The organism is Citrobacter sp. U14242 (assembly GCF_046555775.1).
GTDB lineage: Bacteria > Pseudomonadota > Gammaproteobacteria > Enterobacterales > Enterobacteriaceae > Citrobacter.
The window spans coordinates 257,420-279,123 of record NZ_JBKGLW010000003.1 but is presented as its reverse complement, the minus strand read 5'-3'; the positions used below and the strand labels follow the sequence as shown (position 1 = coordinate 279,123).

Sequence of the window (21,704 nt, the reverse complement as noted above, 5' to 3'; positions counted from 1 at the left end):
ATTCAGGATCCTGCTACTGACAGCAGTTACAGGCTGTTGCCTTTTAACTTATTGATTAAGAAGGTGTGCTATGTCTATTCGGGAACTGATTGACCCACAAAACTCAACGCTTATTTTTATTGATCATCAGCCACAAATGTCATTTGGCGTGGCGAATATTGACCGCCAGACGCTGAAAAATAATACCGTCGCATTAGCTAAAGCCGGGAAAATATTTAATGTCCCCGTCATTTATACATCAGTTGAAACCAAAAGCTTTAGTGGTTATATCTGGCCGGAATTATTAGCCGTGCATCCTGATGTGAAGCCCATTGAACGCACGTCGATGAACTCCTGGGAAGATGCCGCGTTTGTGAAAGCGGTGAAAGCGACCGGACGTAAAAAACTGATTATCTCTGCGTTATGGACGGAAGTTTGTCTGACCTTCCCGGCGTTGATGGCGCTGGAAGAAGGTTATGAAGTGTATGTGGTGACCGACACTTCTGGCGGTACTTCTGTGGATGCCCATGAACGTTCTATTGACCGTATGGTGCAGGCGGGTGCCGTGCCGGTCACCTGGCAGCAGGTGTTGTTGGAGTATCAGCGTGACTGGTCACGTAAAGAAACCTATGACGCCGTCATGGATTTAGTGCGTGAACACAGCGGTGCTTACGGTATGGGTGTGGATTACGCGTATACCATGGTGCATGGCGCGCCTGAGCGCAAAGCCTAAATACACTTCATCCTTCATGTTGCCTCTTTGTTGGCTTCGTTTGCGTACCCCGGTCACTTACTTATGTAAGCTCCCGGGGATACACAACCTTGCCCCTCGATGCACCATGAATGATTTTGTGTATTGCTTCCGTGGCCTAAGCGGGCCTGTTTCCCTTCATCAAGGAACCCTTCATGGCGCAGAACAAACATGTGACGTTGGTAATTACTCACACCCTGCAGCCTGAACAGGCGCAGCGTTATGAGCAGTGGCTGGGGAAGATCATGCCGCTGGCCGCCGAGTTTCCCGGGCATCTTGGGGCGAATGTCATTCGACCCACAGATGGACAAAACCTGTGGAACATCATTATCCGTTTCGACAGCCTTGAGCATCTGTATAACTGGACTCAATCCGATACACGTCGGGAGCTGGTTGAGGAAATTGCACCGCTGCTGGCCGAAGGCGATAAAACAGAAGTGCGCACCGAAGCGGCCTTCTGGTTTACGCCGCCAGCCCCCCATGTACGCCAGCCCAAACGCTGGAAGCAGTTTTTGATAACGCTGCTGGTGATTTTCCCCAGTACCAACCTGGTGCCGTGGCTGACCGGTATTCTGCTGCCTTCAATGAAAGGCTCGTTACTCCTGCATCTGATTAATGATGCCTGTGTGGTTGCGCTGGTGGTCTGGTTGTGGATGCCCATCGTAACCCGTCTGTTTGCCGGATGGCTGAAAAAAGCCTGACCGGTTTCTCAGGAGATTGTTATGCCTCAAACTGCCACACTGATTCTGACGCACGGAAAAATTCATACTCTCGAAAAGCAAAGCCCGCAGGTAGAGGCGGTGGCGATCGCCAACGGGAAGATCCTCGCGACGGGTAGTCACGATCGGGTAATGAGCTTTGCGACCGAGGGTACGCAGATTGTCGATCTGCAGGGACACACCGTGATCCCGGGTTTAAATGATTCGCACCTGCACCTCATTCGCGGTGGGTTGAACTACAACCTGGAGCTGCGCTGGGAAGGGGTCCCGTCGCTGGCGGACGCACTGCGTATGCTCAAAGAGCAGGCTGACCGCACGCCGTCTCCGCAATGGGTGCGGGTGGTCGGCGGCTGGAGCGAGTTTCAGTTTGCCGAACGCCGTATGCCGACCCTGGAAGAGCTCAACGATGCTGCACCGGATACACCGGTATTTGTTTTGCACCTCTACGACCGGGCGTTGCTGAATCGCGCGGCGCTGAAAGCCGTTGGCTACACCAAAGCCACACCGGATCCGGCGGGGGGAGAGATTGTGCGTGACGACAATGGTAATCCAACCGGAATGTTGATAGCCAAACCGAATGCCATGATCCTCTATTCGACGCTGGCGAAAGGGCCAAAACTCCCGCTGGAGATGCAAGTTAACTCGACCCGCCAGTTTATGCGTGAGCTGAACCGCCTCGGGTTGACCAGCGCCATCGATGCCGGCGGCGGCTTCCAGAACTACCCGGAAGATTACGAGATCATCGAGCAACTGCACGCGAACCAGCAGATGACGGTGCGTATTGCGTATAACCTGTTTACCCAGCGTCCAAAGCAGGAGCTGGAGGATTTTGAGCGCTGGACGGATATGCTCAAACCCGGGCAGGGAACCGACTTCTATCGTGCTAACGGGGCGGGGGAAATGTTGGTATTTTCGGCGGCAGATTTCGAAGATTTCCTGCAGCCGCGCCCGGATTTACCGGAAGGCATGGAAGATGAACTGGAGCGCGTGGTGCGCCACCTGGTGGAACATCGCTGGCCGTTCCGTCTGCACGCCACCTATGATGAATCGATCACCCGTATGCTCGACGTGTTTGAGAAGGTGAACCGTGACATCCCATTCAATGGCCTGCACTGGTTCTTCGATCACGCCGAAACGATTACCGAACGCAACATCGAGAGGGTAAAAGCGCTGGGCGGTGGCATTGCCGTTCAGCATCGTATGGCATTCCAGGGCGAATATTTTATCGATCGCTACGGCAAAGAGGCGGTTAAACATACGCCGCCGGTCGCAAAAATGCTGGCGGCTGATGTACCGGTTGGTCTGGGTACCGATGCTACGCGTGTGGCAAGTTACAACCCGTGGACAGCATTGTACTGGCTGGTTTCAGGCCGTACCGTTGGCGGTATGGCGATGTACGATGATAACAACCGCCTGGCGCGAGATGTTGCCCTGGAACTGTGGACCGCAGGTAGCGCCTGGTTCTCCAGCGAGCAGGGTAAGAAAGGGCGTATTGAAAAGGATCAACTGGCAGATCTGGTGGTACTGTCAAAAGACTATTTCAGTGTGCCGGAAGAAGAGATCAAAGGCATTGAGTCAGTGATGACCATTGTCGATGGCAAAGTGGTTTATGCGGCTGGACATTTCACCCCGCTAGCCCCCCCAGCGATTCCGGTTGTTCCTGACTGGTCGCCCGTTGTGAAAGTACCGGGACATTATCGTTCAGCGCCGCCAGCTGCCGCGAAGGTTGGGGCGATGGTTCAGATGCATCAGTGCTGCGGAAGCTGTGGTGTGCATGGTCATCAGCATGATATTGCGCGTAAATCAGGGATTCCGGTATCAGATGACCGGGCGTTCTGGGGCGCATTGGGATGTTCGTGCTTTGCGTTCTGATCCAGGTTCTGGCGACAGAAAATAAAAAAGGCTCGCGAATGCGAGCCTTTTTTCGATTCATGCCAATTACAGGCTGGAAACGTTTTCGGTCAGGTATTTTGCTACGCCGTCCGGAGACGCGTTCATACCTTCTTTACCTTTTTCCCACTGCGCCGGGCAAACGTCACCGTGCTCTTCGTGGAACTGCAGTGCGTCAACCATGCGCAGCATTTCGTCGATGTTACGGCCCAGCGGCAGGTCGTTAACAACCTGATGGCGAACAACGCCGTTAGCATCGATCAGGAAAGAACCACGCAGAGCAACGCCCGCTTCCGGGTGCTCAATGCCGTAGGCTTTCTGGATTTCGCGTTTGATGTCAGCAACCATTGCGTATTTCACTGCACCGATGCCGCCTTTGTCGACAGGGGTGTTACGCCATGCGTTGTGGACAAATTCAGAGTCAAAAGAAACGCCAACCACTTCAACGCCACGTTTCTGGAATTCTTCGTAACGCTTGTCGAATGCGATCAGTTCAGACGGGCAAACGAAGGTGAAGTCCATTGGCCAGAAGAACAGAACGGTGGTTTTACCGTTGGTATGCTGTTTGAAGTTGAAGTTTTCAACAATCTCACCGCTACCCAGTACCGCAGCTGCTGTGAAATCCGGAGCCTGACGAGTTACCAGTACCATATAAATTCTCCTGCAAAGTTAAGGGGTTTTGGAACGCAACGCGGGCCAGTATAGAGAGTGTTTGGGAATAAGACAAAGAGGCGCTGGCAATCAATGAGACAGGTTTTGACTATCAATGTTCGCCGGATAGTGGCCTCGCCTTATCCGGCCCTACAACACATGCTGCAATCAAAGCGTTTTACGGCGTGCCTGTTCCATCATCTGCGGGTAAAACTGCCAGAAGCGTTCTTCTAACGCATCGTAATGGGTGTCCAGGTCGTACCATGAATCGCGCAGGGCATCGAGACGTGGACGACGACTGGCCATCCCGTTGAGTACGTTCTGGATAAAATCCATGTCGCGGTAGCGCTCAAGCCATTTCTCTGACCACATATAATTGTTCAGATTAATAAAGCGCGGCGGTGATTCTGGCAGAATAGTGGCAACCTGGGTGTGCGCGTAGCGAACAAAATCCGTCAGCGGGAAATCGGGAGAGATTTCTGACCAGTGTCGGGACAGGAAGTGATCCCACATGACGTCCAGCGTAATCGGTGCGACGCGACGCGTTTCGCTACGAAACCACGCTCTGGCTTCAAGGACTTGTGGCAGGTTATCGGTCATGACGTCGATTCGACGATGCATAAAAATGCCTTCCACCACGTCAGGCGAGTAGTGCGTTTCCGGATTACCCCGGACAAAATCCGCCAGCAGATTGCCGGAAAGCGAGCTGTCTGCTAAATGTGCTAAGTGCAGGTGTGCAAGAAAATTCATAGTTAAACGTTTATCCAGAGGGGTAAAGGTTGCAGGGAGGACGCCCCGGCACTAGACTACCCGCCTCTTATTTTAGTCTGAGTCAGTGTCATGCGCGTTACCGATTTCACCTTTGAATTACCCGATTCCCTGATTGCTCATTATCCGCAGGCTGAGCGCAGCAGTTGCCGCTTGCTGTCACTGGATGGGCCGACGGGCGCGCTGACGCACGGTACTTTCACCGATTTGCTCGATAAGCTCAACCCTGGAGATCTGCTGGTCTTTAATAACACCCGCGTGATCCCGGCACGTCTGTTTGGCCGTAAAGCTAGCGGCGGCAAGATTGAAGTGCTGGTCGAGCGTATGCTGGATGACAAACGTATTCTGGCGCATATTCGCGCCTCGAAAGCGCCGAAACCTGGCGCTGAACTGCTGCTGGGTGACGACGAAAGTATTAAAGCGACGATGGTTGCTCGTCATGACGCGCTGTTTGAAGTTGAGTTTAACGACGAACGCAGCGTGCTGGATATCCTCAACGCCATCGGCCATATGCCGCTGCCGCCGTATATCGATCGCCCGGATGAAGATGCCGATCGCGAACTGTACCAGACCGTGTATAGCGAAAAACCGGGCGCCGTCGCCGCGCCGACCGCGGGCCTGCACTTTGACGATCCGCTGCTGGCAAAACTGCGTGATAAAGGCATTGAGATGGCGTTCGTGACGCTGCACGTTGGGGCGGGGACGTTCCAGCCGGTGCGCGTAGACACCATTGAAGATCACATCATGCACTCCGAATATGCCGAAGTGCCGCAGGATGTCGTTGATGCAGTGCTGGCGGCGAAAGCGCGCGGCAATCGCGTTATTGCGGTAGGGACGACGTCAGTTCGTTCGCTGGAAAGTGCAGCGCAAGCAGCCAAAAACGACCTTATTGAACCGTTCTTCGGCGATACGCAGATCTTCATCTATCCCGGCTATCAATACAAAGTGATAGACGCGTTGGTGACCAACTTCCATCTGCCGGAATCGACGCTGATCATGCTGGTTTCCGCCTTTGCTGGCTACAAAAACACCATGCACGCCTATCATGAAGCGGTAAAAGCGGAATATCGCTTTTTTAGTTACGGGGATGCCATGTTTATCACGTACAATCCGCAGGCTATTTCTGAGCGTGTCGGGGAGTAAGTTTCCGGCATGAGTGTTTAAAACGTCGGACTGTTTTTCTGACGCAGGAGTGAAGATGAAATTTGAACTGGATACCACAGACGGTCGCGCTCGCCGCGGCCGCCTGGTTTTTGATCGTGGCGTAGTGGAAACGCCTGCCTTTATGCCGGTCGGTACTTACGGCACTGTTAAGGGTATGACGCCGGAAGAAGTTGAAGCGACTGGCGCACAGATCATCCTTGGCAACACCTTCCACCTGTGGCTACGCCCAGGCCAGGAAATCATGAAGCTGCACGGCGACCTGCACGATTTCATGCAGTGGAAAGGACCGATCCTCACCGATTCCGGTGGTTTCCAGGTTTTCAGCCTGGGCGATATTCGTAAGATCACCGAACAGGGTGTGCATTTCCGTAATCCGATCAATGGTGATCCGATTTTCCTCGATCCAGAGAAGTCGATGGAGATTCAATACGATCTCGGTTCCGATATCGTGATGATTTTCGATGAATGTACACCGTATCCGGCTGACTGGGACTATGCTAAACGCTCAATGGAGATGTCTTTGCGTTGGGCGAAGCGCAGCCGTGACCGTTTTGATGGCCTTGGCAACAAAAATGCGCTTTTTGGCATCATTCAGGGCAGTGTTTACGAAGATTTACGTGATATCTCTGTCAAAGGTCTGGTAGATATTGGCTTTGATGGCTACGCTGTCGGCGGTTTGGCTGTCGGTGAGCCGAAAGCAGATATGCACCGCATTCTGGAACATGTTTGCCCGCAAATTCCGGCAGATAAACCTCGCTATCTGATGGGCGTTGGCAAACCAGAAGATCTGGTTGAAGGCGTGCGTCGCGGTATCGATATGTTTGACTGCGTGATGCCAACGCGAAATGCCCGTAATGGTCATTTGTTTGTGACTGACGGCGTGGTAAAAATTCGTAATGCGAAACATAAAAGCGACACCAGTCCGCTCGATGCCGAGTGTGATTGCTACACCTGTCGCAATTATTCGCGTGCTTACTTGCATCATCTTGATCGTTGCAACGAAATACTGGGCGCGAGACTCAATACGATTCATAACCTTCGTTACTACCAGCGTTTGATGGCGGGTTTACGCAAGGCTATTGAAGAGGGTAAATTAGAGAGCTTCGTGACCGATTTTTACCAACGTCAGGGTCGACCTGTTCCACCTTTGAACGTTGATTAATTTTAATAATGAGGGAATTTGAATGAGCTTTTTTATTTCTGATGCGGTAGCGGCAACAGGTGCTCCGGCGCAGGGCAGCCCGATGTCTCTGATTCTGATGCTGGTGGTGTTTGGTCTGATTTTCTACTTCATGATCCTGCGCCCACAGCAAAAGCGTACCAAAGAACATAAAAACCTGATGAACTCCATTGCCAAGGGTGATGAAGTGCTGACTAACGGTGGCCTGGTAGGTCGCGTGACCAAAGTAGCAGAAACTGGCTACATCGCTATCGCGCTGAACGACACCACTGAAGTGGTTATCAAACGTGATTTCGTAGCTGCCGTTCTGCCGAAAGGCACGATGAAGGCGCTGTAATTTATTGTTTTCCCAAAGGGAACTGCCGTGTTAAACCGTTATCCTTTGTGGAAGTACATTATGCTGGTCGTCGTTATTATCGTCGGCCTGCTTTACGCACTTCCCAACCTGTATGGTGAGGATCCGGCTGTTCAAATCACTGGCGTGCGCGGTGCCGCCGCCAGTGAGCAAACGCTGATCCAGGTCCAGAAAACGTTACAAGAAGATAAAATCACACCTAAGTCTGTGGCTCTGGAAGAGGGCGCTATTCTTGCGCGCTTTGACTCCACCGATACCCAACTGCGCGCACGTGAAGTGTTGATGGGCGTGCTGGGTGATCAATACGTCGTGGCGCTTAACCTTGCTCCGGCAACACCCCGTTGGCTGGCAGCCATTCATGCAGAACCGATGAAACTCGGTCTTGATCTGCGTGGCGGCGTTCACTTCCTGATGGAAGTGGATATGGACACCGCACTGGGTAAATTGCAGGAACAAAATATCGATAGCCTGCGCAGCGATCTGCGTGAAAAAGGCATTCCTTATACCACCGTGCGTAAAGAAGATAACTACGGTCTGAGCATCACCTTCCGTGATGGAAATGCCCGTGATGAAGCTATCTCTTACCTGAGCAAGCGTCACCAGGATCTGGTGATTTCCAGCCAGGGCAGCAATGCGTTGCGTGCGGTGATGACCGATGCGCGCCTGAGTGAAGCTCGTGAATACGCGGTCCAGCAGAACATCAACATCCTGCGTAACCGTGTTAACCAGTTGGGTGTTGCTGAACCTGTTGTTCAGCGTCAGGGTGCTGACCGTATCGTCGTCGAACTGCCTGGTATCCAGGATACCGCGCGTGCGAAAGAAATTTTGGGCGCAACCGCGACGCTGGAATTCCGTCTGGTAAATACCAACGTTGACCAGTCTGCTGCGGCATCCGGACGTGTTCCGGGTGATTCGGAAGTGAAACAATCTCGTGAAGGTCAGCCAGTAGTGCTGTACAAGCGCGTGATCCTGACCGGTGACCATATTACCGACTCCACTTCCAGCCAGGACGAATACAATCAGCCGCAGGTTAACATCTCGCTGGATAGTGCAGGTGGTAACATCATGTCTAACTTCACCAAGGACAACATCGGTAAACCGATGGCGACCCTGTTCGTGGAGTACAAAGACAGCGGTAAGAAAGATGCCAACGGTCGTGCCGTGCTGGTGAAACAGGAAGAGGTGATTAACATTGCCAACATCCAGTCTCGCCTGGGCAACAGCTTCCGTATTACCGGTATCAACAACCCGAACGAAGCGCGTCAGCTTTCCCTGCTGCTACGTGCGGGTGCATTGATTGCGCCGATTCAGATTGTTGAAGAAAGGACAATCGGCCCAACCCTGGGTATGCAGAACATTAAACAGGGTCTGGAAGCGTGTCTGGCTGGTCTGGTGGTTTCAATTCTGTTCATGATCTTCTTCTATAAGAAGTTCGGTCTGATTGCGACAAGCGCGCTGATTGCCAACCTGGTATTGATTGTCGGCATTATGTCACTGTTGCCGGGGGCGACGTTGAGTATGCCGGGTATTGCGGGGATCGTCTTAACCCTTGCCGTCGCGGTCGATGCTAACGTACTGATCAACGAACGTATCAAAGAAGAGTTGAGCAACGGACGTTCGGTGCAGCAAGCCATCAATGAAGGTTATGCGGGTGCATTTAGCTCCATCTTCGATGCGAACATTACGACGCTGATCAAGGTCATCATCCTGTACGCAGTCGGCACCGGGGCAATTAAAGGGTTCGCGATTACTACTGGTATTGGTGTGGCGACGTCGATGTTTACCGCGATTGTCGGTACACGTGCCATCGTAAACCTGTTGTATGGCGGCAAGCGCGTCAAAAAGCTGTCAATCTGAGGAGTGCGATGTGGCACAGGAATATACTGTTGAACAATTGAACCACGGCCGTAAAGTCTGGGACTTTATGCGCTGGGACTACTGGGCTTTCGGCATTTCTGGTTTCCTGCTGATTGCGGCCATCATTGTGATGGGCGTGCGTGGGTTTAACTGGGGGCTCGATTTCACCGGTGGTACGGTGATTGAAATTACGCTGGAAAAACCAGCGGACATGGACGTGATGCGCGATGCGCTGGAGAAAGCGGGCTTTGTGGATCCGCTGCTGCAGAACTTCGGCAGCAGCCACGACATTATGGTGCGTATGCCGCCAACTGAAGGGGCAAACGGCGGCCAGGTGTTGGGCAGCAAAGTGTTGAGTGTGATTAACGAATCCACCAACCAGAACGCGGCGGTGAAGCGAATTGAATTCGTTGGGCCGAGCGTGGGGGCCGATCTTGCACAAACCGGTGCGATGGCGCTGATGGCGGCGCTGATCTCCATCCTGGTATATGTTGGTTTCCGCTTCGAGTGGCGACTGGCGGCAGGTGTGGTTATCGCATTGGCGCACGACGTTATCATTACGCTCGGGATCCTGTCGTTGTTCCATATCGAGATTGACCTGACTATCGTTGCATCACTGATGTCGGTAATCGGTTACTCGTTGAACGACAGTATCGTGGTATCTGACCGTATTCGTGAAAACTTCCGCAAGATCCGTCGCGGTACGCCTTACGAAATCTTTAACGTGTCATTGACCCAGACGCTGCACCGTACGTTGATTACATCCGGTACGACGTTGATGGTTATCCTGATGCTGTTCCTGTTCGGTGGTCCGGTACTGGAAGGCTTCTCGCTGACCATGCTTATTGGTGTGTCCATCGGTACGGCGTCGTCTATCTACGTAGCATCGGCGCTGGCGCTGAAGCTGGGTATGAAGCGTGAACACATGCTGCAGCAGAAGGTTGAGAAAGAAGGGGCGGATCAGCCGTCAATTCTGCCTTAATCGACGAAGAGCAAAAGAACTGGAATCCCGATCGCAAGGTCGGGATTTTTTTTGTTTGTATATCGTCACAATACTACTGACAGTATGCTGTCAGTAGTCCTGTTTTATAGTCCTCCTGAACTTACTCATTAAGGCAGGAGGATGTATGAAAAATGTCATTAACTGGTTTGAAATTCCAGTAGTGGAAATGGATCGCGCCGTTGCATTTTATGAGCCGGTGATGCAGGTTTCGCTGCGCCGGGAGAAGATGGATTGTGCCGATCTGGCGGTATTTCCGCATCAGGATCCGGCTCCCGGCGGCGCACTGGCAAAATTTGACGGAATGATACCTTCGCAGCAGGGCGCTATTATTTACCTGCATACGGACGATTTGGCGGCAACGCTCGATCGTGTCACAACGGCGGGTGGCAAATGTGTGTTTGGGCCACTTGAACTGGGGCAGGATATCGGCACGATTGCGTTATTTACCGACAGCGAAGGCAATCGTGTTGGCTTACATCAGCCTGCGTAATAATTCCTGAGAGAGAGTAAAGATGACCAGACGCGCCGACCGCTTGTTTCAGATTGTACAAATCCTGCGTGGCAGGCGAGTGACAACGGCGGCGCTGCTGGCAGAACGTCTTGAGGTTTCTGAACGCACGATTTATCGCGATATCCGCGATCTCTCTTTATCCGGTGTGCCCATTGAAGGCGAAGTGGGCAGTGGATATCGCTTAATGGCCGGATATGATCTGCCGCCGTTGATGTTAACGCAGCAGGAATCGGAAGCGTTGATGGTGGCTATTCGGCTACTGAAAACATGGGGTGGGGATTCACTCTCACAGGCGCTGGAATCTGCGCAGGAAAAAGTGCTGGCGATATTGCCGCCAGAGAGTCGGCGCAGGGCCGAACAAACGCGGATCTACGCACCTGATTTTGGCAATCAGCCGCATTCGCGCAGTGCGTTCGATCTTATTCATCGCGCGGTTTCGGTGCAGCAGATTTTGGCGCTACATTATCGCGATGAGTCCGGGAATCTCTCCTGGCGAGATGTTCAGCCGTTGGGGTTATTTTTCTGGGGCGAGCACTGGTTACTGGTTGCATGGTGTGAGAATCGTGACGATTATCGCTGTTTTCGCGTTGATCGTTGTCTGAAGATCACGCCGCTCGACAGGCATTTTTGCGAATCCGCAGATCGTTCGCTAAGTGACTTTTTACGTAAAGTACGCTGTGAAGATCGGCCATAAAAAAGCCAGCGGTTAAGCTGGCTTGTCTTTGATTAATTTACTGGATTAGAAGTTGTAACCTACAACCAGGTAACCACCCCAACCGGTAGAACGAACGTTTTCATTCATCCAGTTCAGATCCGCGTTATCGTTCCACTGACCACCGTTGTGCCAGTAACGGGCAACGACAGAATAATGCCAGTGGTCATAGTTTAGCGCCAGAATGTGGCTGGAGGCGATAGAGTTGTTAGTACGCTGTTTAATGCCATTCTCAGCGTAGGCGCTCTTATCACCCAGATCGGAACCCCAGTCAAAGTTGGTAAAACCGATGTAGCTCAGGTTACCGCCCCACAGTTCGGTAATCGGTACAAAGTACTTCACTTTGAAACGGTAGCCGTCCCAATCATTTTCGTTCTCAGCACCGTAGTTCTGCCACTGGTACTTAGCGTACACGTTCATGGACAGGCTCATCGGCAAGCCGGTGTCGATGTCGGTACCCAGACCCATGTACCAGGTACTCTGGCGGCCATCTTTGTTACGACCCATGTCGTAGATGTAGTTGTTCGCGAAATACCACTCTTTGAACGGACCGAAGCTCAGGTCGGTACCGGTCAGTTTGTCGATGGAGAAACGGGGTTCGATTTCCATGAACAGCGGAGAGCCGTGGTTCCAGATACCTTTCGCATCGGTGTTACCACCGAAGAATACCGGTGCATCCATGTAACCATAGAAGTCGAACCAATCTTTCTTGGCAAACGCTTCGTATTCCAGGTAGGTATCGTTACGGAGCTGCGGTCCGAAGCGAGTGTGGTAGCTACCCACAACGTTAACGCTCTGATGCCACCAGTCGGAAAGATATTGCGGTTTGTCATTTTCTGCCGCGTTTGCAACAGTAAATGACGAGGAGAGCGCCAGCACTGCACCGGCTGCAAGTAATGTTTTTTTCATATGTATGCCACTGTTTGAAATCCCTTTCGGGAGTGAAAAAGGCGCAAATTGCGTTTCTAAATATTTCGTATTTCTTCGGAGCCTATTATAAAAATCATTGTTCACAAAAATATGTCTTGTTTCACAGTTCTATCATTCACGTAATCGATTGCGTTCACGTTTGCGTACTTTAGGCGGCGAATTGTACTGGCTCCAGTGAATGTTGCCAAGTTTTACCAGAAATATCGTTTATGTCAGAGGAGTAACAAAATGAGGTGAGCTGGTGTTGCGGAACGCACAAAAACGTTCCGCAAAAAGTTTATTGGCTAACAGGCTGGATGTCGTGGATGCGAACAAAACCTAACTGGTCAGGAGACAGTCCGTTTAACTGCAACGGAATGTCTACATCGCTGGGGGCAAGGATACTCGCCGGGGCGTTTATCAACTGATTCTGTACATTCACTTCCTGGTAGTTGTCTGTGGTGCCCTGAATCTGTCCGTACTCTACAGTACCGCTAAAGGCAGGGAGCGGGGTATTCGATTCCCCCTGAATACGCAGTGTCAGGCGCGTTCCAGCCGCATTTGGCGCAATATTCACCAGAGACATACGCAATGTGCCGATCTGACTATCCAGCCGGGCAGGCGTTTTGGAACCGGGTAGCAGGTAGGCTCCGCTGGTCGATTTTGCATTCAACATATTTTGTTGCGTAATTTTTACCGTTTCCTGATTCAGCTGCGTCATCTCCTGGCTCAACGTGCTAACGCTTTGATGCATCTGGCGTACTTCGCTTTGCTGTGCACAGGCGCTGAGGCTAAAGAGGCTTCCCACCAGGAGAATTCTTAGGTAACGTCTTGTCATTGTGATTACTTCCTTCATTGTCGCGATAGCATAATGGTAGTGTGCGCAGAGCTCGAAGGCATCGATCCTTTGTCTCAAAAGCGCTCCGCCTTTGTTGTCACGCCAGTTCAGGGTAAAATAGATTTCTGCGAACCACTAAGGTACAGGACGCCGTATGCATTGCCCATTCTGTTTCGCCGTAGACACTAAGGTAATTGACTCTCGTCTTGTAGGCGAGGGCTCTTCGGTACGCCGCCGCCGACAGTGTCTGGTCTGTAACGAACGTTTCACCACCTTTGAGGTGGCTGAACTTGTTATGCCGCGCGTTGTAAAAAGCAACGATGTGCGTGAACCCTTTAATGAAGAGAAGCTGCGTAGCGGCATGCTCAGAGCACTTGAAAAACGTCCGGTCAGCGCAGATGACGTCGAAATGGCGTTAAACCATATAAAATCACAGCTGCGCGCGACAGGCGAACGTGAAGTGCCGAGTAAGATGATCGGCAACCTGGTGATGGAGCAGTTGAAAAAGCTCGATAAAGTCGCCTATATCCGTTTTGCTTCGGTTTACCGGAGTTTCGAAGATATCAAAGAATTTGGCGAAGAGATCGCTCGCCTACAGGACTAAGCCATGCAGGATGAATTGTACATGGCGCGAGCGTTGAAGCTTGCTGCGCGCGGACGTTTTACTACTCACCCCAATCCCAACGTGGGCTGTGTGATTGTTAAAGATGGGGAAATCGTCGGTGAGGGGTATCACTATCGCGCGGGCGAGCCTCATGCCGAAGTCCATGCTCTGCGTATGGCGGGAGAAAAAGCACAGGGGGCAACGGCCTACGTGACCCTTGAGCCCTGTAGTCATCATGGTCGCACGCCGCCGTGCTGCGATGCGCTGATCGCCGCCGGTGTGACGCGTGTTGTTGCCGCTATGCAGGATCCTAATCCACAGGTCGCTGGCCGCGGGCTTTATCGCTTGCAGCAGGCGGGCGTTGACGTCAGCCATGGCCTGATGATGAGCGAAGTTGAACAGCTCAATAAGGGCTTTCTCAAACGGATGCGTACCGGATTCCCCTACGTCCAGCTCAAGCTGGGGGCCTCGCTTGATGGCCGCACGGCAATGGCCAGTGGTGAGAGCCAGTGGATCACCTCGTCGCAGGCACGTCGCGATGTTCAGCGCCTGCGTGCGCAAAGTCATGCCATTTTAACCAGCAGTGCCACGGTACTGGCGGATGACCCTCAGCTTACCGTCCGTTGGGAAGAACTGGGGGAATCAACCCAGGCGAGTTATCCGCAGGAAAATCTGCGTCAGCCGATCCGTATTGTACTTGATAGCCAAAGCCAGGTGACACCGGCGCATCGTATTGTGCAACAGCCCGGAGAAACCTGGATTGTCCGTACCCAGGACGATCCTCGCAGCTGGCCGGAAACGGTTCATAGCCTGAAGGTTCCGGAACATAACGGGCATCTGGATCTGGTGGTGTTGATGATGCAGCTGGGCAAGCAGCAAATTAACAGTATTTGGGTTGAGGCGGGGCCAACACTTGCAGGTGCGTTATTACAGGCCGGCGTGGTGGATGAGCTAATCGTCTATGTTGCGCCTAAACTGTTAGGGAGCGATGCCCGAGGATTATGTGTGCTTCCAGGCCTTGAGAAACTGGCTGACGCCCCCCATTTCAAATTCAACGAAATACGCCATGTAGGTCCGGACCTTTGCCTGCATTTAGTGGGCGCATGATCTCCCGGTTCGAAAGGGAAGCAGCGCACAGATTATTATGATAAAATCCGCCCCCCTGCGGGGTCTAGTGAATCCGAAGGAAGAATATGAACATTATTGAAGCTAACGTTGCTACCCCGGACGCTCGCGTCGCCATCACCATTGCGCGTTTCAACAACTTTATCAATGACAGCCTGCTGGAAGGTGCGATCGACGCCCTGAAACGTATTGGTCAGGTTAAAGATGAAAATATTACCGTCGTTTGGGTTCCAGGCGCGTATGAGCTGCCGCTGGCGGCTGACGCACTGGCAAAAACCGGTAAATATGACGCGGTGATTGCGTTAGGGACGGTGATCCGTGGCGGTACCGCACACTTCGAATATGTGGCTGGCGGTGCAAGCAATGGCCTGGCGCATGTCGCTCAGGACAGCGGCATTCCGGTAGCCTTCGGTGTTCTGACCACCGAGAGTATTGAACAAGCCATCGAACGTGCTGGCACCAAAGCCGGCAACAAAGGCGCAGAAGCTGCACTGACTGCGCTTGAAATGATTAATGTATTGAAAGCCATCAAGGCCTGATTTTTGTAAGGGGAAATCCGTGAAACCTGCTGCTCGTCGCCGCGCCCGTGAGTGTGCCGTCCAGGCGCTCTACTCCTGGCAGTTGTCCCAGAACGACATCGCTGATGTTGAATACCAGTTCCTGGCGGAACAGGACGTAAAAGATGTCGACGTTCTGTATTTCCGTGAACTGCTGTCCGGGGTGGCGACTAACAGCGCGTACCTGGATGGACTAATGAAGCCTTACCTGTCTCGCCTGTTGGAAGAGTTGGGTCAGGTAGAAAAAGCCGTGCTGCGTATTGCGCTGTTTGAACTGTCAAAGCGTAGTGATGTGCCGTATAAAGTGGCCATTAACGAAGCGATTGAACTGGCGAAAACCTTCGGCGCTGAAGATAGCCACAAATTCGTCAACGGCGTACTGGATAAAGCAGCACCTGTGATTCGCCCCAACAAAAAGTGATCCCGAGGCCGGCTGGATGGTGGAACCTGTTTCCACTGTCCCCGGCTTTTTCTTTTTTCCTGCTGAGGCATAACGTATGGCATGTGGCGAGTTTTCCCTGATTGCCCGTTATTTTGACCGCGTAAGAAGCTCTCGTCTTGATGTCGAAACCGGTATTGGCGACGATTGCGCACTTCTGAACATCCCTGAAAAACAGACGCTGGCGATCAGCACCGATACGCTGGTGGCAGGCAACCACTTTCTCCCCGATATCGATCCCACAGATCTGGCCTGGAAAGCGCTGGCGGTGAACTTGAGCGATCTGGCGGCAATGGGGGCCGATCCTGCATGGCTGACGCTGGCCATTACATTGCCTGATGTCGATGAAGCCTGGCTTGAAGCGTTCAGTGATGGCCTGTTTGAACTCCTGAATTACTATGATATGCAGCTGATTGGCGGTGACACCACACGTGGGCCGTTGTCGATGACGCTGGGTATTCATGGCTACGTCCCGGTTGGACGGGCCTTAAAACGCTCCGGTGCGAAGCCGGGCGACTGGATTTACGTTACCGGTACGCCGGGCGACAGTGCCGCCGGGTTGGCAATTTTGCAGCAGCGGTTGCAGGTTGCCGATGCACAAGATGCTGACTATCTGCTCAAGCGCCACCTGCGTCCCACGCCGCGAATTTTACAAGGGCAAGCTCTGCGCGACCTGGCGAGCGCCGCTATCGATCTTTCGGACGGTCTGATTTCAGATTTGGGGCATATCGTTAATGCCAGTGGCTGCGGCGCACGGATTAACGTCGATGCGCTGCCATATTCCACAGCGTTTACCCAACACGTCGAGCCTGAACAGGCGTTGCGTTGGGCGCTCTCGGGCGGTGAAGATTATGAGTTATGCTTTACCGTACCGGAAATGAATCGTGGGGCGCTGGACGTCGCGCTGGGACATCTCGGCACACCGTTTACCTGCATTGGGCAGATGAGCGCGGATGTGGAAGGCATTCATTTTACGCGTGATGGAAAACCCGTCACGTTTGACTGGAAAGGATATGACCATTTTGCCGCGCCTTAAAAAAGATGTCGCAAAAAGCCGTTTGAGCATGCGCAATCCGTGGCACCTGCTGGCTACCGGATTTGGCAGCGGATTGAGCCCGATTGTACCGGGCACCATGGGATCGCTGGCGGCGATCCCATTTTGGTATTTAATGACATTTCTGCCGTGGCAACTCTATTCACTGGCGGTCATGCTGTCGATCTGTATCGGCGTCTATCTGTGCCATCAAACGGCAAAAGATATGGGCGTGCACGATCACGGAAGCATTGTCTGGGACGAGTTTGTCGGAATGTGGATAACCCTGATGGCGCTGCCGACCAACGACTGGCAGTGGGTTGCCGCTGGATTTGTGATTTTCCGTATTCTGGATATGTGGAAACCCTGGCCGATTCGCTGGTTCGATCGTAACGTACATGGCGGCACGGGGATCATGATCGACGATATTGTGGCCGGGATACTTTCTGCCGGGATCCTGTATTTTATCGGCCATCACTGGCCGATAGGGATCATTTAAATGGGTTTGCCGGATGGTGGCGTAATCGCCTTATCCGGCCAACCGGGACTTATTTAAATCCCACTACCGGATGCTGTTTGTACGGTGTTTCCAGCTCAGCAATCTGCTCCGGCTTGAGTGTTAAATCCACCGCATTGAGCAACTCATCAAGCTGTTCCTTGCGCGATGTGCCGATAATCGGTGCGGCGACGCCGGGTTTGCTTAACAGCCATGCCAGAGCGACCTGCGCTCGTGTCGCGCCCAGTTCTTCACTGACGCCAGTCAATCGTGCAGCAATTTGCGCGTCGTTTTCATCGCTCTCGTTGTACAAATTTTTACCGACTTCATCGGATACCAGACGTGCAGTCGTTTCCCCCCAGGGACGTGTCAGGCGACCACGCGCCAGCGGACTCCATGGGATCACCGCCACGCCTTCCTGAGAGCAAAGCGGCAGCATTTCGCGTTCTTCTTCGCGATAGATCAGGTTGTAGTGATCCTGCATGCTGACGAACTGCGCCCAGCCGTGTTGCTTCTGCAGGGCCAGCGCCTCTGCAAACTGCGAAGCGTGCATGGATGATGCGCCGATGTAGCGCGCTTTTCCGGCTTTCACGACGTCATTAAGCGCTTCCAGCGTTTCTTCAATCGGCGTGTTGTAATCCCAGCGGTGAATTTGCAGGATATCGACATAGTCCATACCAAGACGCTTCAGACTGTCATCAATAGAACGCAGAATTTGCGCACGGGATAATCCTTCCGGCAGGTCGTCAACACGGTGAAAAACTTTGGTGGCTACTACAACGTCGTCACGACGTGCGAAATCGCGCAGCGCACGGCCGACAATTTCCTCACTGCTGCCTGCGGAGTAACTGTTTGCGGTATCGAAAAAGTTAATACCACCCTCAAGGGCATGTTTGATAATCGGGCGGCTACTTTCTTCCGGTAGCGTCCACGCGTGATTGCCGCGGTTGGGTTCGCCAAACGTCATGCAGCCCAGGCAAAGGCGGGAGACCCGAAGGTCTGTTTTTCCTAAGGTGTTGTATTGCATAAATTCGCTCCTGCTTAGCATGTTATTCATTAAGCATAGCAGGAGCGAGGGGGGGATTATGCCAGCCAGGCCTTGATTTTGGCCTCAATTCCGGCTGCATTCAGGCCCAGTTCGGCGCGAGCCTCGTCCTGAGTTCCCTGAGGAATGAAGAAGTCAGGCAGGCCGATGTTCAGCACCGGAACCGGCTTACGACGCGCCATCAGCACTTCGTTTACACCGCTACCTGCGCCGCCCATAATGGCGTTTTCTTCAATCGTTACCAGCACGTCATGCTGTGCTGCCATTTCCAGGATCAGTGCTTCATCCAGCGGTTTCACGAAGCGCATATCGACCAGTGTGGCGTTCAGCGATTCCGCGACCTGAGCCGCTTCCGGCATCAGCGTACCAAAGTTCAAAATCGCCAGTTTCTCGCCGTGACGCTTGACGATACCTTTACCGACAGGCAATTGCTCCAGCGGTGTCAGCTCTACACCTACGGCAGTACCGCGTGGATAACGCACGACCGTTGGGCCATTGTTGTAGTGATAGCCGGTAAACAGCATCTGGCGGCATTCGTTTTCATCGCTCGGGGTCATAATGACCATTTCCGGGATGCAGCGCAGGAAAGAAAGATCGAACGCACCCTGGTGGGTTTGCCCATCTGCACCCACGATCCCAGCCCTGTCAACGGCGAACAGTACCGGCAGTTTCTGAATGGCAACATCGTGCAGCACCTGATCGTAGGCGCGTTGCAGGAACGTGGAATAGATAGCGACGATGGGTTTATAACCACCAATAGCCAGACCTGCAGCAAAGGTTACTGCATGCTGCTCGGCAATGGCCACGTCGAAGTAGCGATCCGGGAATTTACGGGAAAACTCCACCATACCGGAGCCTTCACGCATTGCCGGGGTAATCGCCATCAGCTTGTTGTCTTTTGCTGCGGTTTCACACAGCCAGTCACCGAAGATTTTTGAATAGCTTGGCAGACCGCCGCTGCTTTTCGGTAGACATCCGCTGGACGGATCGAATTTTGGCACTGCGTGGAAGGTGATCGGATCTTTTTCTGCCGGCTCGTAGCCACGACCTTTCTTGGTCATGATGTGCAGGAATTGTGGGCCTTTCAGATCGCGCATGTTCTTAAGCGTGGTGATAAGTCCCAGCACGTCGTGACCGTCTACCGGGCCGATGTAGTTAAAACCCAGTTCTTCAAACAGCGTGCCCGGCACGACCATGCCTTTAATGTGTTCTTCGGTACGTTTGAGCAGTTCTTTAATCGGCGGTACGCCGGAAAAGACTTTCTTCCCGCCTTCGCGCAGCGACGAATAGAGTTTTCCAGAGAGCAATTGTGCCAGGTGGTTATTCAGCGCACCGACGTTTTCCGAAATCGACATTTCATTGTCGTTGAGGATAACCAGCATGTCAGGCTTAATATCGCCCGCATGGTTCATCGCTTCAAACGCCATCCCGGCGGTGATAGCACCGTCGCCAATCACGCAGACGGTACGGCGCTCTTTACCTTCTTTCTCGGCTGCAACTGCAATGCCGATGCCTGCGCTGATGGAGGTCGAGGAGTGTCCAACGCTCAGTACGTCATACTCACTCTCGCCGCGCCACGGGAACGGATGCAGGCCACCTTTCTGGCGAATTGTGCCAATCTTATCGCGGCGGCCAGTCAGGATTTTGTGCGGATAAGCCTGATGTCCCACATCCCAGATTAACTGGTCAAACGGGGTATTGTAGACGTAGTGCAGCGCGACGGTGAGCTCCACCGTGCCCAGACCAGAGGCGAAATGCCCGCTGGAACGGCTCACGCTGTCGAGTAAATAGCGGCGCAGTTCGTCGCAAAGCTTTGGCAGGCTCTCTTTTGGCAGCAGGCGTAACTCCGGAGTGGAGTCGACCAGCGCCAGGGTCGGGTATTTGGCTATATCAAAACTCATCGCAAGCTCATGGGATATGTTGGTTTATTTATCACGCTGGATTATGTAGTCCGCTAGCGCTTCCAGTGCCGAGGTATCGAGAGATTGTGCGGCCAGCAAACTTAACGACTGGCGGGCATCCTCAATTAAATCCCGGGCTTTATTCCGGGCTTGCTCAAGACCCAGAAGTGCAGGATAGGTACTTTTGCCAAGCTGCTGGTCGGCACCCTGACGTTTACCCAATGTTGCAGTATCGCCTACCACATCCAGTATGTCATCCTGAACCTGGAAGGCCAGACCGATACTTTCGGCGTATTTGTCGAGTATCGGCAGGACGTTTCGCCCTTTATCGCCGGCACTTAACGCACCCAGACGAACGGCAGCGCGAATCAATGCGCCGGTTTTATGGCGGTGAATTCGCTCCAGCGCCGCCAGTTCTACCTGCTGACCTTCTGCTGCCAGATCCAGCGCCTGACCGCCACACATACCGGCGATACCGCTGGCCTGAGCCAGTTCAGATATCATGGCGATGCGGTCACGGTCGGTGACTTCTGGCATCGGGGCGTCGCTGATAATAGAGAATGCCAGCGTTTGCAGTGCATCACCGGCCAGAATCGCATTCGCCTCGCCAAACTTGACGTGGCAAGTTGGCAGGCCGCGACGCAGATCGTCGTCGTCCATCGCGGGTAAATCGTCGTGCATCAGCGAATAGGCATGGATACACTCAACCGCTGCGGCGGGGGCATCAAGCGTACTCAGACTCACACCAAACATCTGACCGGTAGCATAAACCAAAAACGGGCGCAGACGCTTACCGCCTAATAATGCGCCATATTGCATGGTCTCAACCACGGGAGTGTTCTGAAAGGGCAATGGCGCGATAAAACGGCTCAGTGCCTGGTTGGCCTGCTCAACGCAAGCCTGTAGCTGCTGCGTAAAATCCATTTACTCATTATCCGGTGTAAAAGGCGTGAGGGCGGCGTCTTCAGTTTCTGACAGCAGGATTTGCACGCGCTGTTCAGCCTGCTGCAATTTAACCTGTCCCTGACGTGCAAGCTGTACGCCACGTTCGAATTCGTTCAACGCTTCTTCCAGCGGCAGGTCGCCACTTTCCAGACGGGTAACAATCTGTTCCAGCTCGCTCAGCGCTGTTTCAAAACTGGCGGGCGCTTCATTTTTCTTCGGCATAATGAATGTCTGACTCTCTGTATTGGCAGCACAAGACTATGGTAACGGAC

At 53.0% G+C, this 21,704-nt stretch carries 24 protein-coding genes; 16 read left to right on the top strand and 8 right to left on the bottom strand.

From position 1 onward, the window contains the following. Positions 1–70 precede the first annotated feature (70 nt). The 3 genes from ACLJXE_RS06320 (at position 71) to ACLJXE_RS06310 (ending at position 3,321) form a co-directional block, all read left to right on the top strand. Positions 71–712, top strand: coding sequence for a hydrolase (locus ACLJXE_RS06320; RefSeq protein ID WP_286628525.1), 642 nt, complete (start codon positions 71–73; stop codon positions 710–712). A 173-nt stretch (positions 713–885) separates the two neighbouring features. After that, positions 886–1,431, top strand: coding sequence for an antibiotic biosynthesis monooxygenase (locus ACLJXE_RS06315; RefSeq protein WP_410750382.1), 546 nt, complete (start codon positions 886–888; stop codon positions 1,429–1,431). A 21-nt stretch (positions 1,432–1,452) separates the two neighbouring features. Continuing rightward, the gene (locus ACLJXE_RS06310; RefSeq protein WP_410750381.1) at positions 1,453–3,321 is read left to right on the top strand and encodes an amidohydrolase; all 1,869 of its coding nucleotides are present in this window, start codon (positions 1,453–1,455) and stop codon (positions 3,319–3,321) included. Positions 3,322–3,387: 66 nt separating this feature from the next. Here ACLJXE_RS06310 and ACLJXE_RS06305 read toward each other — a convergent pair whose 3' ends face one another. Both ACLJXE_RS06305 and acpH read right to left on the bottom strand, forming a co-directional pair. After that, entirely contained in the window at positions 3,388–3,990 is a 603-nt protein-coding gene (locus ACLJXE_RS06305) for a peroxiredoxin (RefSeq protein ID WP_003021524.1), read from the bottom strand. A 168-nt stretch (positions 3,991–4,158) separates the two neighbouring features. Then, the gene (acpH, locus tag ACLJXE_RS06300; RefSeq protein WP_286628522.1) at positions 4,159–4,740 is read right to left on the bottom strand and encodes an ACP phosphodiesterase; all 582 of its coding nucleotides are present in this window, start codon (positions 4,738–4,740) and stop codon (positions 4,159–4,161) included. Positions 4,741–4,830: 90 nt separating this feature from the next. On the opposite strand from acpH, the gene queA reads away from it, so the two are divergent. The 7 genes from queA (at position 4,831) to ACLJXE_RS06265 (ending at position 11,522) form a co-directional block, all read left to right on the top strand. Then, the gene (gene queA / locus ACLJXE_RS06295) at positions 4,831–5,901 is read left to right on the top strand and encodes a tRNA preQ1(34) S-adenosylmethionine ribosyltransferase-isomerase QueA (protein WP_410750380.1); all 1,071 of its coding nucleotides are present in this window, start codon (positions 4,831–4,833) and stop codon (positions 5,899–5,901) included. 55 nt (positions 5,902–5,956) lie between these two features. Further along, positions 5,957–7,084 carry a tRNA guanosine(34) transglycosylase Tgt gene (gene tgt / locus ACLJXE_RS06290; RefSeq protein WP_045440480.1) on the top strand — a complete coding sequence of 376 codons (1,128 nt, stop codon included), beginning with the start codon at positions 5,957–5,959 and terminating at the stop codon, positions 7,082–7,084. A 22-nt stretch (positions 7,085–7,106) separates the two neighbouring features. Next, positions 7,107–7,439: a preprotein translocase subunit YajC gene (yajC, locus tag ACLJXE_RS06285; RefSeq protein WP_002890398.1), complete on the top strand. Its 333-nt coding sequence runs from the start codon at positions 7,107–7,109 to the stop codon at positions 7,437–7,439. A 27-nt stretch (positions 7,440–7,466) separates the two neighbouring features. Further along, positions 7,467–9,314, top strand: coding sequence for a protein translocase subunit SecD (secD, locus tag ACLJXE_RS06280; RefSeq protein ID WP_137384646.1), 1,848 nt, complete (start codon positions 7,467–7,469; stop codon positions 9,312–9,314). Positions 9,315–9,324: 10 nt separating this feature from the next. Continuing rightward, complete coding sequence (secF, locus tag ACLJXE_RS06275) at positions 9,325–10,296, top strand: protein translocase subunit SecF (RefSeq protein ID WP_137384645.1); 972 nt, start codon at positions 9,325–9,327, stop codon at positions 10,294–10,296. A gap of 145 nt (positions 10,297–10,441) precedes the next feature. Further along, the gene (locus ACLJXE_RS06270) at positions 10,442–10,807 is read left to right on the top strand and encodes a VOC family protein (RefSeq protein ID WP_286628520.1); all 366 of its coding nucleotides are present in this window, start codon (positions 10,442–10,444) and stop codon (positions 10,805–10,807) included. Between the two features lie 22 nt (positions 10,808–10,829). Next, entirely contained in the window at positions 10,830–11,522 is a 693-nt protein-coding gene (locus ACLJXE_RS06265) for a helix-turn-helix transcriptional regulator (RefSeq protein ID WP_410750379.1), read from the top strand. A gap of 45 nt (positions 11,523–11,567) precedes the next feature. Here ACLJXE_RS06265 and ACLJXE_RS06260 read toward each other — a convergent pair whose 3' ends face one another. Then, positions 11,568–12,449 carry a nucleoside-specific channel-forming protein Tsx gene (locus ACLJXE_RS06260; protein ID WP_271454028.1) on the bottom strand — a complete coding sequence of 294 codons (882 nt, stop codon included), beginning with the start codon at positions 12,447–12,449 and terminating at the stop codon, positions 11,568–11,570. 298 nt (positions 12,450–12,747) lie between these two features. Further along, positions 12,748–13,287, bottom strand: a complete 540-nt coding sequence (locus ACLJXE_RS06255) for a DUF3251 domain-containing protein (protein ID WP_410750378.1) — start codon at positions 13,285–13,287, stop codon at positions 12,748–12,750. 154 nt (positions 13,288–13,441) lie between these two features. Between ACLJXE_RS06255 and nrdR the strand changes: the two genes are divergently transcribed. The 6 genes from nrdR (at position 13,442) to pgpA (ending at position 17,544) form a co-directional block, all read left to right on the top strand. Further along, positions 13,442–13,891, top strand: a complete 450-nt coding sequence (nrdR, locus tag ACLJXE_RS06250; RefSeq protein WP_003021571.1) for a transcriptional regulator NrdR — start codon at positions 13,442–13,444, stop codon at positions 13,889–13,891. 3 nt (positions 13,892–13,894) lie between these two features. After that, a complete protein-coding gene (ribD, locus tag ACLJXE_RS06245) occupies positions 13,895–14,998 on the top strand; it encodes a bifunctional diaminohydroxyphosphoribosylaminopyrimidine deaminase/5-amino-6-(5-phosphoribosylamino)uracil reductase RibD (protein ID WP_410750377.1) in 1,104 nt (367 codons plus the stop codon). A gap of 86 nt (positions 14,999–15,084) precedes the next feature. Further along, complete coding sequence (gene ribE / locus ACLJXE_RS06240) at positions 15,085–15,555, top strand: 6,7-dimethyl-8-ribityllumazine synthase (protein ID WP_003021575.1); 471 nt, start codon at positions 15,085–15,087, stop codon at positions 15,553–15,555. A 19-nt stretch (positions 15,556–15,574) separates the two neighbouring features. After that, positions 15,575–15,994: a transcription antitermination factor NusB gene (gene nusB / locus ACLJXE_RS06235; RefSeq protein ID WP_000801129.1), complete on the top strand. Its 420-nt coding sequence runs from the start codon at positions 15,575–15,577 to the stop codon at positions 15,992–15,994. Between the two features lie 76 nt (positions 15,995–16,070). After that, the gene (gene thiL, locus ACLJXE_RS06230) at positions 16,071–17,048 is read left to right on the top strand and encodes a thiamine-phosphate kinase (protein WP_271441090.1); all 978 of its coding nucleotides are present in this window, start codon (positions 16,071–16,073) and stop codon (positions 17,046–17,048) included. Then, positions 17,026–17,544: a phosphatidylglycerophosphatase A gene (gene pgpA / locus ACLJXE_RS06225; protein WP_410750376.1), complete on the top strand. Its 519-nt coding sequence runs from the start codon at positions 17,026–17,028 to the stop codon at positions 17,542–17,544. The genes thiL and pgpA overlap by 23 nt, the downstream gene beginning before the upstream one ends. 49 nt (positions 17,545–17,593) lie before the next feature. Here pgpA and yajO read toward each other — a convergent pair whose 3' ends face one another. The 4 genes from yajO to xseB are packed head-to-tail and all read right to left on the bottom strand — an operon-like array spanning position 17,594 to position 21,654. Then, entirely contained in the window at positions 17,594–18,568 is a 975-nt protein-coding gene (gene yajO / locus ACLJXE_RS06220) for a 1-deoxyxylulose-5-phosphate synthase YajO (protein ID WP_410750375.1), read from the bottom strand. 56 nt (positions 18,569–18,624) lie between these two features. Further along, a complete protein-coding gene (gene dxs / locus ACLJXE_RS06215; RefSeq protein WP_410750374.1) occupies positions 18,625–20,487 on the bottom strand; it encodes a 1-deoxy-D-xylulose-5-phosphate synthase in 1,863 nt (620 codons plus the stop codon). A gap of 24 nt (positions 20,488–20,511) precedes the next feature. Continuing rightward, the gene (ispA, locus tag ACLJXE_RS06210) at positions 20,512–21,411 is read right to left on the bottom strand and encodes a (2E,6E)-farnesyl diphosphate synthase (protein WP_410750373.1); all 900 of its coding nucleotides are present in this window, start codon (positions 21,409–21,411) and stop codon (positions 20,512–20,514) included. Beyond that, positions 21,412–21,654, bottom strand: coding sequence for an exodeoxyribonuclease VII small subunit (gene xseB / locus ACLJXE_RS06205; RefSeq protein WP_096759458.1), 243 nt, complete (start codon positions 21,652–21,654; stop codon positions 21,412–21,414). Between the last annotated feature and the right edge of the window lie 50 nt (positions 21,655–21,704).